The organism is Microlunatus phosphovorus NM-1, from assembly GCF_000270245.1.
GTDB lineage: Bacteria > Actinomycetota > Actinomycetes > Propionibacteriales > Propionibacteriaceae > Microlunatus > Microlunatus phosphovorus.
In genome coordinates this window covers 2,731,243-2,745,076 of sequence record NC_015635.1, presented here as the reverse complement: position 1 = coordinate 2,745,076, position 13,834 = coordinate 2,731,243, and the positions used below count along the sequence as shown (strand labels likewise).

At 65.4% G+C, this 13,834-nt stretch carries 14 protein-coding genes and 1 other annotated feature; of the genes, 5 read left to right on the top strand and 9 right to left on the bottom strand.

Going from position 1 to position 13,834, the window contains the following annotated elements; translation table 11 throughout:
* Positions 1-74: 74 nt before the first annotated feature.
* Together MLP_RS12405 and MLP_RS12400 are read right to left on the bottom strand one after the other, a co-directional pair.
* Entirely contained in the window at positions 75-1,538 is a 1,464-nt protein-coding gene (locus MLP_RS12405) for an HNH endonuclease signature motif containing protein (protein ID WP_013863443.1), read from the bottom strand.
* 482 nt (positions 1,539-2,020) lie between these two features.
* On the bottom strand, positions 2,021-2,581 hold the full coding sequence (locus MLP_RS12400; protein ID WP_041790008.1) for a GrpB family protein: 561 nt from the start codon (positions 2,579-2,581) through the stop codon (positions 2,021-2,023).
* Here MLP_RS12400 and MLP_RS12390 point away from each other — a divergent pair.
* A protein-coding gene (locus MLP_RS12390; protein ID WP_407939007.1) for an IS3 family transposase occupies positions 2,580-3,844 on the top strand; the annotation gives its coding sequence in 2 pieces (ribosomal slippage) (positions 2,580-2,874 and positions 2,874-3,844; 1,266 coding nt in all). The two genes, MLP_RS12400 and MLP_RS12390, sit on opposite strands and share 2 nt — an antisense overlap.
* Positions 2,864-2,995, top strand: a sequence feature (AL1L pseudoknot). Its footprint overlaps the gene before it by 132 nt.
* A 160-nt stretch (positions 3,845-4,004) precedes the next feature.
* Here the strand turns inward: MLP_RS12390 and MLP_RS12385 are convergent.
* A complete protein-coding gene (locus MLP_RS12385; protein WP_269453387.1) occupies positions 4,005-5,138 on the bottom strand; it encodes a 5-aminoimidazole-4-carboxamide ribonucleotide transformylase in 1,134 nt (377 codons plus the stop codon).
* 135 nt (positions 5,139-5,273) lie between these two features.
* Positions 5,274-6,362 (bottom strand): IS630 family transposase, encoded by a 1,089-nt coding sequence (locus MLP_RS12380; RefSeq protein WP_013863438.1) that lies wholly within the window; start codon positions 6,360-6,362, stop codon positions 5,274-5,276.
* A 141-nt stretch (positions 6,363-6,503) separates the two neighbouring features.
* On the opposite strand from MLP_RS12380, the gene MLP_RS12375 reads away from it, so the two are divergent.
* The 4 genes from MLP_RS12375 (at position 6,504) to MLP_RS12360 (ending at position 10,166) form a co-directional block, all read left to right on the top strand.
* A complete protein-coding gene (locus MLP_RS12375) occupies positions 6,504-6,962 on the top strand; it encodes an NUDIX domain-containing protein (protein ID WP_041792178.1) in 459 nt (152 codons plus the stop codon).
* Positions 6,963-7,006: 44 nt separating this feature from the next.
* Complete coding sequence (gene lnt, locus MLP_RS12370) at positions 7,007-8,725, top strand: apolipoprotein N-acyltransferase (protein WP_013863436.1); 1,719 nt, start codon at positions 7,007-7,009, stop codon at positions 8,723-8,725.
* The gene (locus MLP_RS12365; RefSeq protein WP_013863435.1) at positions 8,722-9,522 is read left to right on the top strand and encodes a polyprenol monophosphomannose synthase; all 801 of its coding nucleotides are present in this window, start codon (positions 8,722-8,724) and stop codon (positions 9,520-9,522) included. The genes lnt and MLP_RS12365 overlap by 4 nt, the downstream gene beginning before the upstream one ends.
* 71 nt (positions 9,523-9,593) lie before the next feature.
* Positions 9,594-10,166, top strand: a complete 573-nt coding sequence (locus MLP_RS12360; RefSeq protein WP_013863434.1) for an FxsA family protein — start codon at positions 9,594-9,596, stop codon at positions 10,164-10,166.
* A 74-nt stretch (positions 10,167-10,240) separates the two neighbouring features.
* On the opposite strand, the gene MLP_RS12355 is transcribed toward MLP_RS12360, so the two are convergent.
* The 5 genes from MLP_RS12355 to MLP_RS12335 all read right to left on the bottom strand — a co-directional run bounded on the left by MLP_RS12355 (position 10,241) and on the right by MLP_RS12335 (position 13,816).
* Positions 10,241-10,615 (bottom strand): RNA polymerase-binding protein RbpA, encoded by a 375-nt coding sequence (locus MLP_RS12355; protein WP_013863433.1) that lies wholly within the window; start codon positions 10,613-10,615, stop codon positions 10,241-10,243.
* Positions 10,616-10,702: 87 nt separating this feature from the next.
* Positions 10,703-12,043 carry an MFS transporter gene (locus MLP_RS12350; protein WP_013863432.1) on the bottom strand — a complete coding sequence of 447 codons (1,341 nt, stop codon included), beginning with the start codon at positions 12,041-12,043 and terminating at the stop codon, positions 10,703-10,705.
* Positions 12,040-12,834 (bottom strand): glycerophosphodiester phosphodiesterase family protein, encoded by a 795-nt coding sequence (locus MLP_RS12345; protein WP_013863431.1) that lies wholly within the window; start codon positions 12,832-12,834, stop codon positions 12,040-12,042. Before MLP_RS12345 ends, MLP_RS12350 begins: the two co-directional genes overlap by 4 nt.
* Before the next feature lie 62 nt (positions 12,835-12,896).
* Positions 12,897-13,148, bottom strand: coding sequence for a hypothetical protein (locus MLP_RS12340; RefSeq protein WP_013863430.1), 252 nt, complete (start codon positions 13,146-13,148; stop codon positions 12,897-12,899).
* Positions 13,149-13,222: 74 nt separating this feature from the next.
* On the bottom strand, positions 13,223-13,816 hold the full coding sequence (locus tag MLP_RS12335; protein WP_013863429.1) for a PGPGW domain-containing protein: 594 nt from the start codon (positions 13,814-13,816) through the stop codon (positions 13,223-13,225).
* Positions 13,817-13,834: the final 18 nt, after the last annotated feature.

The following is a 13,834-nucleotide window of genomic DNA, read 5'->3' as shown; positions in this document are numbered from 1 at the left end:
GCGGATTGGGACGGCCGCATGCCGCCGCAGGGTCGTTCCTGCGGCGGTTGCTGTATTGGTCACCATGCTGGTCGTCATTCCGGCGGTCCGGCTGGTTTTGTTCCTGGCGGCTTCTTGCCTGCTGCCGGATCCTCCACGACGGCGGTGTCGAGGTTGAGAGGTTCTTGGGGATCCCAGTTGTTGATGGTGATGCGGTGGTTGAGGATCGGCCGCTGCAACGGATCCATCCACTTCGGCGGGATCCATTCGGGGAGCCCGTCAGCATTGATTTGGCATCGCCAGCCGTGTTTCGCGAAGTGGTGATGATGAAACGAACATACCAACGTGAGATTTCCGATATTGGTGTTGCCGCCGTCTTGCCAAGCGACCACGTGGTGCCGTTCACACCATTGGGGTGCGACATCACAGCCAGGGAAGGAGCAGCCAGAATCTCGGGCATACAACGCCAACGTTTGTGCCAGTGAGGCGATCCGCCGGGACCGGTACAAGTCCAGCACCGCGCCTTTCGGGGTCTTCACGCACCAGGCGATGTCGGCTTGATCGGCCAAGTCTCGTGCCGTCCGCGCCGACACCGGCGAACCGTCGGCGTAGCTGCCCATACCGAACTCGCGGCAGAACTCCTCCCAGCTGATGTTGATCAACACCGTCGCCGGGGTGCCACCCGAGGCGGGCACGTCCTGGCCTCGGAGTAGGGCATCGAGCAGGGCCTCGAAGGCGTCGTGTTTGCGTTGCCCAACGGTCCGCTCGTCCTTCAAGACCTGCTTCTTGCCGGGGCTGCCGTCCGCGTTGTCGGGCCGTACGCTCCCGGTTTGGGGTTTGGTCAACGAGCTGAGGAGGGTGGCGAGTTTCTGCCCCGCCTTGCCGGTGAGCACGAACTCGCCGGCCCAGCACCCGTCCCCGCGCTGCCGCACCCGGAAATACCGGCGGTCGTGTTGTGCTTTCTCGTCGCAGGGCAGGATCCCGTCAGGGTCGATCGCCTCGGCGAGTTTCGCCGCGAACAGGGTCAGGTCCTTGAACCCGAGCTTGCCGGCTTGTTCGACCAGCAGTTCTTCTCCCATGGTGATCCGCTCCGGGTCGCAATGCGCGACTTTCCGCAACGTCTGATCGATCAATGACACTTGTTCGGGTGTCACGGCACCATCGCGCTGTGCCTGCGACAGGTGTTCCCGGATCGCCGGCAGGGGTTCCCCGACCATCGAGGTCCGGTCAGCGAGGTGTTCAGCAGCTTTGACCCGCCGCACCGCTTCCCCGGCCGACAGACGGAGTCCGTTCTTCAACACCCCGACCATCGTGCGTTCCGACAGCACCCCGGGGTGGCCTTGTTCGGTGCCGTGCTGGATCAATGCCCGATCGATGACGGGCATGGTGTTACGCAGGGTCTCCCACTGCTGCAGGGTGTCGACCAGACCGAACGCGCCCAGGTCGGTGTGGGCGCCGTCGTCGATCAGCTTGATCAAATGCTCGAGCGAGGTGCGGACCGTATCGACCGCGGCGTGCAGGGGATGACTGTCCACCCGCTCCTCGCTGGTCGAATACATGTTCCCATTCTAATCGGGCATACGTTCGAGCGCAAGGCCTGAGCCGTCCCCATCGAAAAGGAGCAGTTACATCCGAAACCTGCCGTTTGACCTGTCGTTGCTCCTTCTCGAGGACGGCTTCTCTCTTTCGGCGAACCACGAAGCACAGGGACACGAGCCGCTTGATTCGCTCATTGTTGACAGAGTTACGGGTGTGACTAGAAGTGACAAATGGGACTTGTGACGTAGCAATCCCACGCTGGAGTACTGCGAATGACACCTTGGGCTTGTACGCCGCTGGGGGAGCTGATGGCGGCTATCGTCCGGCCGCAGCCCGTGGATCAGCGGGCCGAGCCTTCGGGACTGCTACGCCGGCATCGGTGATTTCGAGCAGACGCCAGTGGATTCCGGTCCGCTTTGAGCTTCGCACTAGATTTCTCAACCCGGTGAGGAATACCCCGATGCGTCGTATGGAAGGGAGTGAGCTAGCAGATACAGTCCGTCTATCGGGGCATATCTTCGCGGGGCGGTATTTGGGCGGCGTCGATGACCCTGCGCTCGCACTCGGTCAGGCCTGCGGTCGCCAGGATCTCTTGGATCACCGCATTCTTGCCTCGGCCGTACTCCTCAATGCTGCCGGCAGCGGCGCCAACGGCGAGCTTGACCGCGCCGTAGCGGTCGCGCAGCTCGGTATTGTTCCTCAGCGTGTCTCGAAGCCGGATGTGATTTCGTAGCGACAGCGAGCCATCCACGATGACATACGTGTTGGTTCCGGCGAGCCGCGGAGGTTCCTGGAAAGCCCAGCGCCGAGGGATGCCGAGCTCTCCCAGGGGCTGGAAGCCCAGCCCAATCAGCACCTCGGAGGCCGGCACGACTTGGTCAGTTGCCACCACGATGTCGCAGTCGATGACCGGCTTGGCAGCCAGCCCCGGCACAGCGGTGCTGCCGACGTGTTCGATGGCGACGACCTCGACGCCAGCCCTGGCAAGGGCTTGGCCGTACTCCTTCTTGAGTGAATCGGCCTGGATTTCGTGGAGGGCATGATCTACCAAGGAAGGGATCATGCCTGCACCGAAGAAGTACGACCAAGAGACCCAGGATCGGGCGGTCCGGATGTATGCCGACCGGATCGCTGCTGGGGATGTCTCCCAACGACAGGCCCGCGTCGAGGTGGGCGAGCTGTTAGGCATCAAGGCTGAGACGCTGCGGAACTGGATCCGCCGCGATCTCGGCGAGGCCGGGAAGCTGCCCGCGGCGGCGGCCGAGCCTGCTGATGCGGAGCTGGCCCGGCTGCGGCGGGAGAACGCGCAGCTGCGGCGGGCGAACGAGATCTTGAAGACCGCCTCAGCGTTTTTCGCCCAGGCGGAGCTCGACCGCAAACTCGGGTCGTAGTCGACTACATCGAGACCCATCGTGACCGCTTCGGGGTCGAGCCGATCTGTGCCGTGCTGTCCGAGCACGACATCTCGATCGCCCCGAGCACTTACTACGCCTACCGCGACCGCGGCTTCGGGCCCACCGAGGCCGACCTGGCCGACGCCTACGCCGCCCACCAGCTGTATCAACTGTGGAAGGAGAACCGGGGCTTGTACGGCCGTCGGAAGCTGTGGAAGACGGCCCGCCGCAAGGGCCTGCTGCTGGGTCGGGACCAGATCGAGCGGCTGATGAAGATCGCCGGTATCACCGGGGTGAGACGAGGGAAGCGGTCGACGGTGACGACCCGTCGAGACGCCAAGGCACCCCGTCATCCCGATCACGTGAAGCGGCGCTGGAACTGGCCCACCCGGCCCGACCAATGGTGGGTCGCGGACTTCACCTACGTGTGGACCCCGCACGGGTTCTGCTACGTGTCGTTCCTCACCGACGTGTTCTCCCGCCGCATCCTCGGCTGGAGAGTCACCACCCACAAGGAGACCCCGCTGGTGACCTCGGCGTTGGAACAGGCCCTGTTCACCCGCCGCCGGACCAGCTTCGACTTCACCGGCGACGGGCTCGTGCACCACTGCGACGCCGGCAGCCAGTACACGTCGCTGGCGTTCAGCGAGGCGCTGCGGGAGGCCGGGATCGCCGGCTCGATCGGCACCGTCGGCGACGCGTTGGACAACGCGTTGATGGAGTCGACGATCGGGCTGTTCAAGACCGAGGTCATCGACCACGAGCAGCCGGTCTGGCGGCACTGGCGCGACGTGGAGATCGCCACCGCCTCCTGGGTGCACTGGTACAACCATGACCGGCTGCACTCCTCGATCGGAGACGTCCCACCCGTCGAATACGAGCAAGCGCACTACGATTCAACCCACGGCACCGACAACCCCGTCGCGGCCTAACACCGCCCTCCGACGGATCCAGGCCGGTTCATGAGCGCATCGAACCGACGTGGCCACGACGGGTCATAACGAACGACTCGAATCATCCGGGCACAGTAACCAATACAGACCAGAGGTCACCGATCGGGCGATCAGCTGACTGACTCTGTGGAGCGCTGAGTCAGTGGTGGAAGAGTCGTAGTCCGGTCTCGACGTGGTCGATGCCGTGGGCTGCGGCGCTGGCGGCGATCTCGCTCGTACGCGCAGAGCCGCCCGGCTCCACGATGGTCTCGACCCCGAATGCGGCGGCATGCTCGACGTTGTCGCGGAACGGAAGGTAGCCGTCAGAAGTCATCGTGATCCCCGACAACTTCGATACCCAATCGCTTCGCCATGTCGGATCGTCGTATGCAGATCTGGCCTCCGCACCGAACAGAGCCTCGAACTCCTGCACTTGTGCGACGGTCATCTCGGCAGCGGCAAACCGGATCTGCCAGTTCAGCCGATCCTGCCGACTCATCTCCTCCACCATCGGCAATCCATCGACGAACCGGTGTCGGCGCAGCCACCAGATCTTTGCCTTCACCCCAGCCAGACGTACGCAATCGACCCGGTTCTGCTGACCAGCGCCGACACCGATCGCCATGCCATCGCGGACGAACGCGACCGAGTTCGATTGCGTATAGCGCACCGTCACGAGGCCCAGCAACGCATCCTCCCTCGCCGTTCCGGCGAGCCAGCCGCTGTCAGGGAGCACGGTCTCCACAGGCACCGTGTCGCGGTCCTGCTCGATCGTCACGCCAAGCACATCTCGTCGCTCCGCTGCAGGAGGCAACCTGGTGGGATCGGCCTCGAACATCAGGAACCGACCGCCACGCTTCGCAGCCAGAATCCCGATCGTGCCCGGCTCGTAGCCGGGCGCAATCACGGCGTCGCAGATCACCGTGCTCAACAGTTCTGCGGTGACGCGATCAACCGGCCGGGAAAAGGCTGCGACGTCACCGAAGGAAGATTTCGGATCGGCATCACGGGCCCGCACATAGGCGGACAGCAGGGTGTCTTCTTCGACCGATCCGATCCGCCAGGTCCTGGCCGCGACCGGATCGATCCGGCCAGCCAGTGCGGCGCCCGCCGGTGACACGTGTTTGAAAGAGGCGGCAGCAGGTCTGCCGGTCGCTTGGTCGACCTCGCATACGAGTTGGAACGCATTGAGCGCATCCAGATAGTTGATCATCGATGGTTCCCCGTTGAGGATCCGTGGCCCAGGACCCGCGACGATCTCGGCGGACTGGTGTGGATTCATCCCGTAGCGCATTCGCATGTCTCCGTCGGTCAAGCCTCACGGACACCCAGGCGGTCGATGTCGCTCTGTTGCTCCTCGCCGGTCACATCCGGCCACGCCAGTCGCAGGTCCACCTTAGTGGGGTGTCACTAGTGGTGTGTCTCGGTTTTAGCTTGCTTGTTGGTTGAGGGTGGTGCGGGCGCGGGTGACTTTGGCGAGGATGGACTCGGCGGTGGCGGTCCATTTGTAGGGTTGGGGGTCGGCGTTGCTGGCGTCGATGTAGGCCTGGATGCTGGCGATCAGGTCGGGGACGCTGGCGAAGATGCCGCGGCGCAGGTTCTTGTCGGTCAGCTCGCGGAACCAGCGTTCGACCTGGTTCAGCCATGATGATGAGGTCGGGATGACGTGCAGGTGGAACCGTTGGTGGCGTTTCAGCCAGGCCTTGACGTCGGCGTGCTTGTGGGTGGAGTAGTTGTCCAGGATCAGGTGGATCTGCAGTCCTTGGGGGACCTCGGCGTCGATGGTCTTGAGAAAGGTCAAGAACTCCTCGTGCCGGTGCCTGGGCAGGCATCGGCCGATCACGGTGCCGGTCAGCACGTCCAAGGCGGCGAACAAGTTGGTGGTGCCGTTGCGCTTGTAGTCATGCGTCATCGTCGCGGCCCGGCCCGGTTTGATCGGCAGCGACGCCTGGGTGCGGTCCAATGCCTGCACCGACGACTTCTCGTCCATGCACAGCACGATCGCCTTCTCCGGCGGATCCAGGTACAAGCCCACGACGTCGATCAGTTTCTCGGTGAACCGCGGGTCGTTGCTGACCTTGAACGTCTCGACCAGGTGCGGCTTCAACCCGAGCTCGGACCAGACCCGCTGCACTGTGGCCGGTGAGACCCCGACCCGTTTCGCCATCGTGCGGCACGACCAGTGGGTGGCCCCGGGCGGGGTGGTGTGGGTGGTCAGCTCCACGATCTCAGCGATCGTGGCCTCACTGATCACCGGTTTACGACCCCGGCCCTTCTTCACCGTGCCCCAGCCGGTGAGGCCGTCGCTGGTGAACGCGGCCCGCCAGGCCCGCACGGTGGGGATGCTGACCCGATGCCGTCGGGCGATCTCGGCGTTCGCGATGCCGTCGGCGGCGTCGAGCAGCACCTGGGCCCGCATCACCTCCCGGTGCGCGGTCGTCGATGAGCGGGCAATCCTGATCAGCACCTCCCGTTGTGCTGCGGTCATCGACAGGGCTGGGGCGGGAGGGCGAGGCATACCCGAATGCTACCAACCAAACAGCAACCTATTTACAAGACACACCACTAGCCACTGCCGACCCAGCTGGCATTCAGCTTGCTGACCCATGAGGATCGAGGATCATCGATCGGGCTCGTGATCGTCGGCTACGGTACGTCGGTGCCAGCTGATCGGTTCCGCACCGCTGTGGCGGTGTACGGCGTTGTGCAGGCGAGCGGGCGTATCTTGCTGATGCGTCGTGCCGGATCGGGCTATCACGACGGTGAGCTCAGCCTGCCGGCCGGTCGTATCGAGGGTGGCGAAGACGTCACGAGTGCGCTGACGCGAGAACTGGCCGAGGAACTGACGATCGCGGTCGATCCGGCAGCGTGTCGACTCGGTGTCGTTGTTCACCGAGCGGCTGAGTCGTCCACCGATCACGAGTATCTGGACCTGTTCTTCATCGTGCCGAGTTGGACGGGCGATCCAGCCATCGGCGAGCCCACCAAGTGCAGCGAGCTGGTGTGGGCTGATCCCGGCCAGCTGCCGCCCGACGTCATCCCGTACGTCCAGAAGGCGCTCACCGCCCTCGACGCAGGTCAGCCCTTGGTGCTCGATGGTTGGACGACCACGGGGTAGCTCGATGGCCCGGAAACGCTCGATATTGCCGGTACGCTCGCAGCGTGTTCATCGCGTATCGCCACAGCCGTTGGCTGCGCGCTGGACTGGCTCTCCTTGCCGGCGTACTGACGGGGCTGGCGTGGGAACCGTACGGGCTCTGGTGGCTGCTGATCATCACTCTGCCTGCCTTCACGCTGCTGGTCCGCGCCGGCACCTCCACCCCGACACCCATCAGCATCGATAGCAGCAGCACCAGTAAGCCTCGCCGACGCGCCTTCGCGCTCGGCTACCTCTACGGACTAGGCCTGCTCGCCATCTCGATCAACTGGATCCATGTGCTCGGGATCTGGGTTGCGGTGCTCCTGATCGCGTTCGAGGCGCTGTTCTTCGGGCTGCTGGGTCTCACCCTCTACCTGACCTCACCCTTGAGGTGGTGGCCGCTGGCTGCCGCCCTGTGCTGGTCGCTGATCGAGTTCCTCTACTCCCGGATGCCGTTCGGCGGCTTCGGCTGGGTCCGCCTTGCCTACACTGTGGTCGACACCCCATTGGCGGGCTTTCTGCCGCTGATCGGCGTAGCCGGTGTCTCCTTCCTGGTCGCGTTGCTCGCCCAGTTGATCGCGTACGTCATCACGATCCTGCGCAACCGCCGCTCGAGCCCAAGACAATCGAGCCCGCGGCACGTTGTCCGGACACTTCTGCCGTACGGCGTGGCGGCCGCAGTGTTGCTGCTGCTCGGCACTGCGCTGCCCTTCATCCCGCTGACTCCCACCCCAAGCCCCGAGGAATCCCGAACCCTTCAGGTGGGCATCGTGCAGGGCAACGTGCCGGGCAAGGGGATCGAGGCTCTCGGCCGGATGCGATCGGTGACCAACAACCACCTCAGTGAAACCATCAACCTGATGGTGAAGGCCAGACTCGGTCAGACTCCCATGCCCGACTTCATCCTGTGGCCGGAGAACTCCACCGATATCGACCCGCGGATAGATCCGGTCACCGAACGGACTGTCCAGGCCGGGGCCATGATCGCCGGGCGCCCGATCCTGGTCGGAGCAGTGATGGAAGGGCCGGGTCCCGACGAGCGGCAGACCTCTGCGCTGTGGTGGGACCCGGTGGCAGGGGTGCTGGCCCGCTACAACAAGCAGAATCTGGTGCCGTTCGGCGAGTGGATCCCGTTCCGTGCTCAGCTGCTGCCACTGGTGCCGGTCCTGAAGGCGGTCGGACCACAGTCCGTGCCTGGCACGACCCCCGGGGTGCTGACGGTCCCGCTGGACGGACGTACGGTCAAGATCGGCGACGTGATGTGCTTCGAGCTCGCGTACGACTCGACGGTCTATTCGACCGTGACCAATGGCGCGCAGCTGCTGACCGTGCAGAGCAACAACGCCACCTACGGCGGCACCGGGCAGATCGAGCAGCAGTTCGCCATCACCCGTGCCCGGGCGATGGAGACGCGGCGGGAGATCGCGGTGGCAACCACCAACAGCGTGTCGGGGTTCATCGATCGCGACGGCACCATCGTGCACCGCACCGACGAGTTCACGGCTGCGTCCATGGTGGTGCCGATGCCGCTGCGCACCGGACTCACCCCAGCTGTCATTGCCGCACCCTGGATCGATCGCGGCCTGGCCCTGGCAGCCGTACTCGCCTGTCTCCTAGGTGCGGTCACCGGGCTTGGTCTCAGCACCCGGGCGCGCCCAGGTCGCCTACCGGAGGCAGGCATTCCGGTACGGCAGGATGAACCCTCACCGACAGTCGTCGATCCGGAGGCAGTACGAAGATGAGTGACGATCTCGGTCGTGTCCTGGTGGTCATCCCGACCTACAACGAGCGGGAGAACATCGACATGATCACCTCGCGGCTACGCGCCGCCGTGCCGGAGGCGCACATCCTGATCGCCGACGACAACTCACCGGACGGCACCGGGCGGCGGGCCGACGAACTCGCCGCGACCGACGATCACATCCAGGTCCTGCACCGGCTGGGCAAGGAGGGCCTCGGGGCGGCCTACCTGGCCGGTTTCGCCTGGGGGTTGGAGCGTGGTTACGGGGTGATCGTCGAACTCGATGCCGACGGCTCGCATCAGCCCGAGCAGCTTCCGTTGCTGTTGGACGCCCTGCGCGACGCCGACATGGTCAAGGGGTCCCGTTGGGTTCCCGGTGGCAAGATCGTCAACTGGCCGAAGTCGCGGGAGCTGATCTCCAAGAGCGGCAGCCTGTGGACCCGGATGATGCTCGGCATTCCACTCAAGGATGCGACCGGAGGCTTCAACGCGTTTCGTGCCGACACACTGCGCGGCATCGAGTTGGATCGGATCGCCTCGGCCGGCTACTGCTTCCAGATCGACCTGGCCTGGCGCTCGTTGAAGGCTGGCTATCGGGTGGTCGAGGTCCCGATCACCTTTGTCGAGCGGGAGTACGGTCAGTCCAAGATGAGTCAGAAGATCGTCGCCGAGGCACTGCTCCGCACCACCTGGTGGGGCATGAAGCACCGCTCCGGCCAGCTCCGCGACCTGGCGGCCCATGCTCGTCCCGGAAAGAACAAGGCACGAATCGGCAAGAATCACCACGAGTTGCCCTGATCATGTCCTATCCGTCGGCATCATCCCCCTCTGGCCCACAGCGTCGCCGGAGCGGATGGATCCTTCCGCTGGTGCTGGCCGCCATGGTCGCGCTGCCCTTCGCGGAGATCTATCTGTTGGTCCAGGTCGGCCATGTCATCGGCGTGTGGTGGACGCTGGCGATCCTGGTGGGCGAGGCCATGCTCGGAGCTTGGCTGGTCAGACGTGAGGGCAGCAGAGCCTGGACCGCGCTGAACAGCGCGTTCGCCAGTGGCCGGATGCCCACCGGCGAACTCGCCGATACCGCGTTGGTGTTGGTCGGCGGTGTCCTGCTCGTGATGCCCGGATTCATCACCGACGTCTTCGGACTGCTGTTCCTGCTGCCGTTCACTCGTCCGCTGGCCCGCAAGGTGCTGGCCTTCTTCATCGCCCGGCGGATGAACAAGCTGGGCTTGTCGACTGTGCTGATCCGTCAGGACGGCACCATCATCCAAGGCGAGACCGTGATCGAGGGCGAATCTGTCGAAGGGAAGACGGTGCCGAATGACCCGGCCTCCTCCGGCGCCGACCCGGGCGGTCGCCGGAGCAACGACGGTCGCAATCAGCCGCCGTCCTCCGGGCCGGTCATCATCGCCGGTGAGATCGAGGAGCAGCCGGAGCCCTGACGACGCTCTGCCAGCTCAGCGCTCCGGCGCTCACCTTCTTCGTGCGCCCGAAGCCCCAGGCGCTGCCCAGCCGCTCAGGCGCTCTTGCGCGAGTTCATTCCGGCGTAGTTCGGACCGAGCTCGCCGGACCGCAGCAGATCCAGTCGCTCCGCCAGCAGATCCTCCAGCTCGGCGATGCTGCGCCGCTCACGAAGCATGTCCCAGTGGGTACGGGCCGGCTTCTCTTCCTTGGCCTCGGCCCGGTAACCGTCGGAGCGCAGTGACTCGGCGCCGCAGCGCGGGCACTCCCACACGGCCGGCACCTCGGCCTCAGCGGCGAAGGTCAGACTGAAGTGATGCTGACGCGGGCAGTCGAAGCCGACCTCGCGTCGCGCCGCGAACTCGACACCTGCCTCGTCTTCGAAGCTCTTCGCACCCAGTCCGGTGCCTCGCAAAGAACGATCTGCCATGTCTTCCTCCTGACGGCTTGCCCACCCGATGACGGGCCTTCCACTTCAGGCTCAACTCGCGAAGCAGGCGGAATGTTCCAGCCTACGTCAGGCAACCTCCGCCGAATCTGTGGTTCGCCGATCGGACGGCGGTTGCACGAAGCCAAGCCACACGGCGCCGACGAGCAACACCAGTGCTATCCCGACGATACCCATCCGATCCGAGGAGAAAACACCCGAGAAGAGGGCGAAGAGCCCCGGCGCGAGGAAGGACACCGCCCGACCCGTGGTGGCGTACAGGCCGAACAGTTGGCCCTCCTGCTGCGGACGTGCGAGGCGCGCCAGGAAGGACCGTGAACTGGCCTGGGCCGGCCCGACCCACAGGCACAGCGCCAGACCGAAGATCCAGAACATCGTCGGACCGGAAGCGAACAGCAATACCGTGGCCGAGACCACCAGACCGGTCAGCGAGAGCAGGATGATCCGTTTCGGCCCGACCCGATCCTCCAGCACACCGCCGCTGAAGGCACCGGCCGCGGCGACGACGTTGGCCGCGACGCCGAACATCACCACCTCGGAAGCAGAGAGTCCATAGACCGACACCGCCAGCACGGCGCCGAAGCTGAACACGGCTGCCAATCCGTCGCGATAGACCGCGCTGGCCAGCAGGAACCAGACCACCTGCCGGTCGGAGCGATACAGCGTCCGTACGTCGGCGATCAGCTTCTTGTACGACGCCACGAAGCTGGCCTTGCCGACCTCGGTCGGCGGCACCTCGGGCACCGTCAACAGCACCGGGATCGCGAAGATGGTGAACCAGATGGCGACGATCAGCGCCAGCACTCGATAGCGCAGCCCGTCCTCGGAGGTCACCCCGAACAGGCCGACCTCGGGGGAGATGAACAGCACGAACGCCGCCAGCAGCACCACGATGCCGCCCAGATAGCCGCTGCCCCAGCCGAGACCGGAGACCCGCCCGATCGTCGCCGGGGTGGACACCTGATGCAGCATCGCGTTGTAGGACACGTACGCGAACTCCATGAACACCGAGCCGGCGGCCATCAAGATCAAGCCGAGCCAGAGGTACGCGGCGTCGTCCTTGACGAAGTACAGCCCGAGGGTGGACACGATGACGAGTGCGCTGTAGATCCCGAGATTGCGCCTCCGGTGCCCTCCCGCATCGGCCCGCTGCCCGGTGACCGGGGCGAGCCCGGCGATCAGCACCCCGGCCACGGTGGTGGCGATGGCCAGCCAGGTGGCACCGGAGAGCCCGAAGGCCGCCTCAGGTCCGCCGACGCTGTTGGCCAGATAGGGAGCGAAGACGAAGGTGACCACGATCGTCGAGTAGGCCGACGACCCCCAGTCCCACAGGGCCCAGGAGATGACTGCACGTCTGGGCTTGGCCGGCGGCGGGACGATGAAACCCTCCGGTCCCGCGGGCATGCTCATGAGGTCGCCTCGCTCCACCGGCCGCGACCCTGCAGCACGGACTTGAGAGTGTCGGGTCGGTCGGTGAAGATCCCATCCACCCCGGCGTCGATCAGCCGCTCGAGCTCGGGCTCGTCATCGATGGTCCAGATGTGCACCTGTTTGCCATGTCGGTGCGCGGTACGCAGCAGCCGGTCGGTCAACAGTTGCAGCCGGATGCCGAACACGCGCCGGTCCACCGGCATCTGCAGCACCGGGGCGGGGGAGTCGAGCACGGCGGTCAGCCATGGGACGAAGCAGTTGACCGCGATGCCCAGCGACGACGCTGCCGACGCTGTCCGCTTCCCGATCAGCCGACGAAGCTGATGGAGCCGACGGATGCCGAAGGAGCTGACACAGACCCGGTCGTACGCATCGTGGTCGGCGATGGTGCGAGCCAGCGTCTCGATCGCACGCGGTGACTTGGCGTCGATGTTGAACCGTGCCGCGGGGAACGCCTCGAGCAGCTCGGCCAAGGTCGGGATGGGATCGATGCCCCCGATCCGGGCGCGGCTGACCACTTCGTACGGCAGTTCGGCGATCAGCCCGGCTGCGTCGGTGACCCGATCGAGGTGCTCGTCATGGAAGGCGACCAGCACACCGTCGAGAGTCAGGTGGACGTCGGTCTCCAGATAGCGATAACCGAGCTGCACCGCCTGATCGAAGGCATACAGGCTGTTCTCGCGGCCGATGTTCGGCTGGTAGTGCGCCCCGCCGCGGTGGGCGAAGGCGAGGAACTCGGCGTCGAAGTACGAGTACTCATCGGCCCGCATGATTTCATTCCAGCACGTTCGCGTCGGATTGGCGGGCAGACCGGCCAACTCGCGTACGGGGGTCAGTCGGTCTGGTCGCGCCAGGCCTTGCTGCCGGCCTCGGCCGCCACCTTGAACTGATGCAGGCGGCGTTGTGCCATCTCCGACGGGGACTCCTCCAGCTGGCTGATCCAGTCCTTTGCTGCCTGTGCCAACGCTGTCGCTGACAACGCTGCCCCTGCCATCAGCACCACACCTCCGACGCACAGCAGGATCGCCCCAGAGGAGAGCAGCTTGCTGTTGACGTGGAGGGCGGGACGAGAACTCGAGTTCATGTGTGTTCCCCTTCTTCCTTGAGCGGGTCTGCGGACAGGCTAGTGGTCCCGGCTGCTCCGCGGACAGGGGGTCGTCAGCGAGCCTGGACTCCGGGCAGATGCTCCAGCAGCGATGCTCCCACCTCGGGCATCCAGAACGGGATGCCCAGGGCAAGCAGATAGGCGTATCCGAGGCTCCCGCACACCGCCGAGAAGGCAACCCAGAAGGCGACCTTCTTGCCGGTGGGCCAGCCGCCGTACTTCTTGATCTCGGCCTTGAAGCGAAGCCGCAACCGGTAGGCCCACTCGAACTCGCTCGACCAGGTCGCCAACCCCAGCAGGACCAGCGGGATGCCGCCCGGACCCGGTAACGGACCGGTGATGATGCCCAGACAGATCAGCAGCAGACCGGCGATCGCCACGCCGATCCGATAGACCCGCAGCCGGGCCGGGTTCTGCCGGATCCGGCGACGCCACGCCCAGCGATCCTCATCCGGCTCGATGAGCACGTGGTGGTGGTGCTTGCCGGGTTTCACGCCATCGCCAGGCTTCTCGCCGTTGGTGGCCGCCGTGTCGACGGTAGGCACCTCCCTGTCCGTGGGCGCCGGGCCAGCCTCGGCCGTACCGGCGGCGGTGGCGCCGGCGGGGTCGTGCGCAACAGCGCTGCTGTCCTCGACGCCGGCTGACATGGGTCAACTCTAGGGGGC

Coding starts and splice junctions, on each gene's coding strand:
- MLP_RS12355 (WP_013863433.1), bottom strand. CDS start 10,615: ATGGCAGATCGTTCTTTGCGAGGCACCGGACTGGGTGCGAAGAGCTTC.
- MLP_RS12340 (WP_013863430.1), bottom strand. CDS start 13,148: ATGAACTCGAGTTCTCGTCCCGCCCTCCACGTCAACAGCAAGCTGCTC.
- MLP_RS12400 (WP_041790008.1), bottom strand. CDS start 2,581: ATGATCCCTTCCTTGGTAGATCATGCCCTCCACGAAATCCAGGCCGAT.
- MLP_RS12350 (WP_013863432.1), bottom strand. CDS start 12,043: ATGAGCATGCCCGCGGGACCGGAGGGTTTCATCGTCCCGCCGCCGGCC.
- MLP_RS12385 (WP_269453387.1), bottom strand. CDS start 5,138: ATGCGCTACGGGATGAATCCACACCAGTCCGCCGAGATCGTCGCGGGT.
- MLP_RS12335 (WP_013863429.1), bottom strand. CDS start 13,816: ATGTCAGCCGGCGTCGAGGACAGCAGCGCTGTTGCGCACGACCCCGCC.
- MLP_RS12380 (WP_013863438.1), bottom strand. CDS start 6,362: ATGCCTCGCCCTCCCGCCCCAGCCCTGTCGATGACCGCAGCACAACGG.
- MLP_RS12365 (WP_013863435.1), top strand. CDS start 8,722: ATGAGTGACGATCTCGGTCGTGTCCTGGTGGTCATCCCGACCTACAAC.
- MLP_RS12405 (WP_013863443.1), bottom strand. CDS start 1,538: ATGTATTCGACCAGCGAGGAGCGGGTGGACAGTCATCCCCTGCACGCC.
- MLP_RS12345 (WP_013863431.1), bottom strand. CDS start 12,834: ATGCGGGCCGATGAGTACTCGTACTTCGACGCCGAGTTCCTCGCCTTC.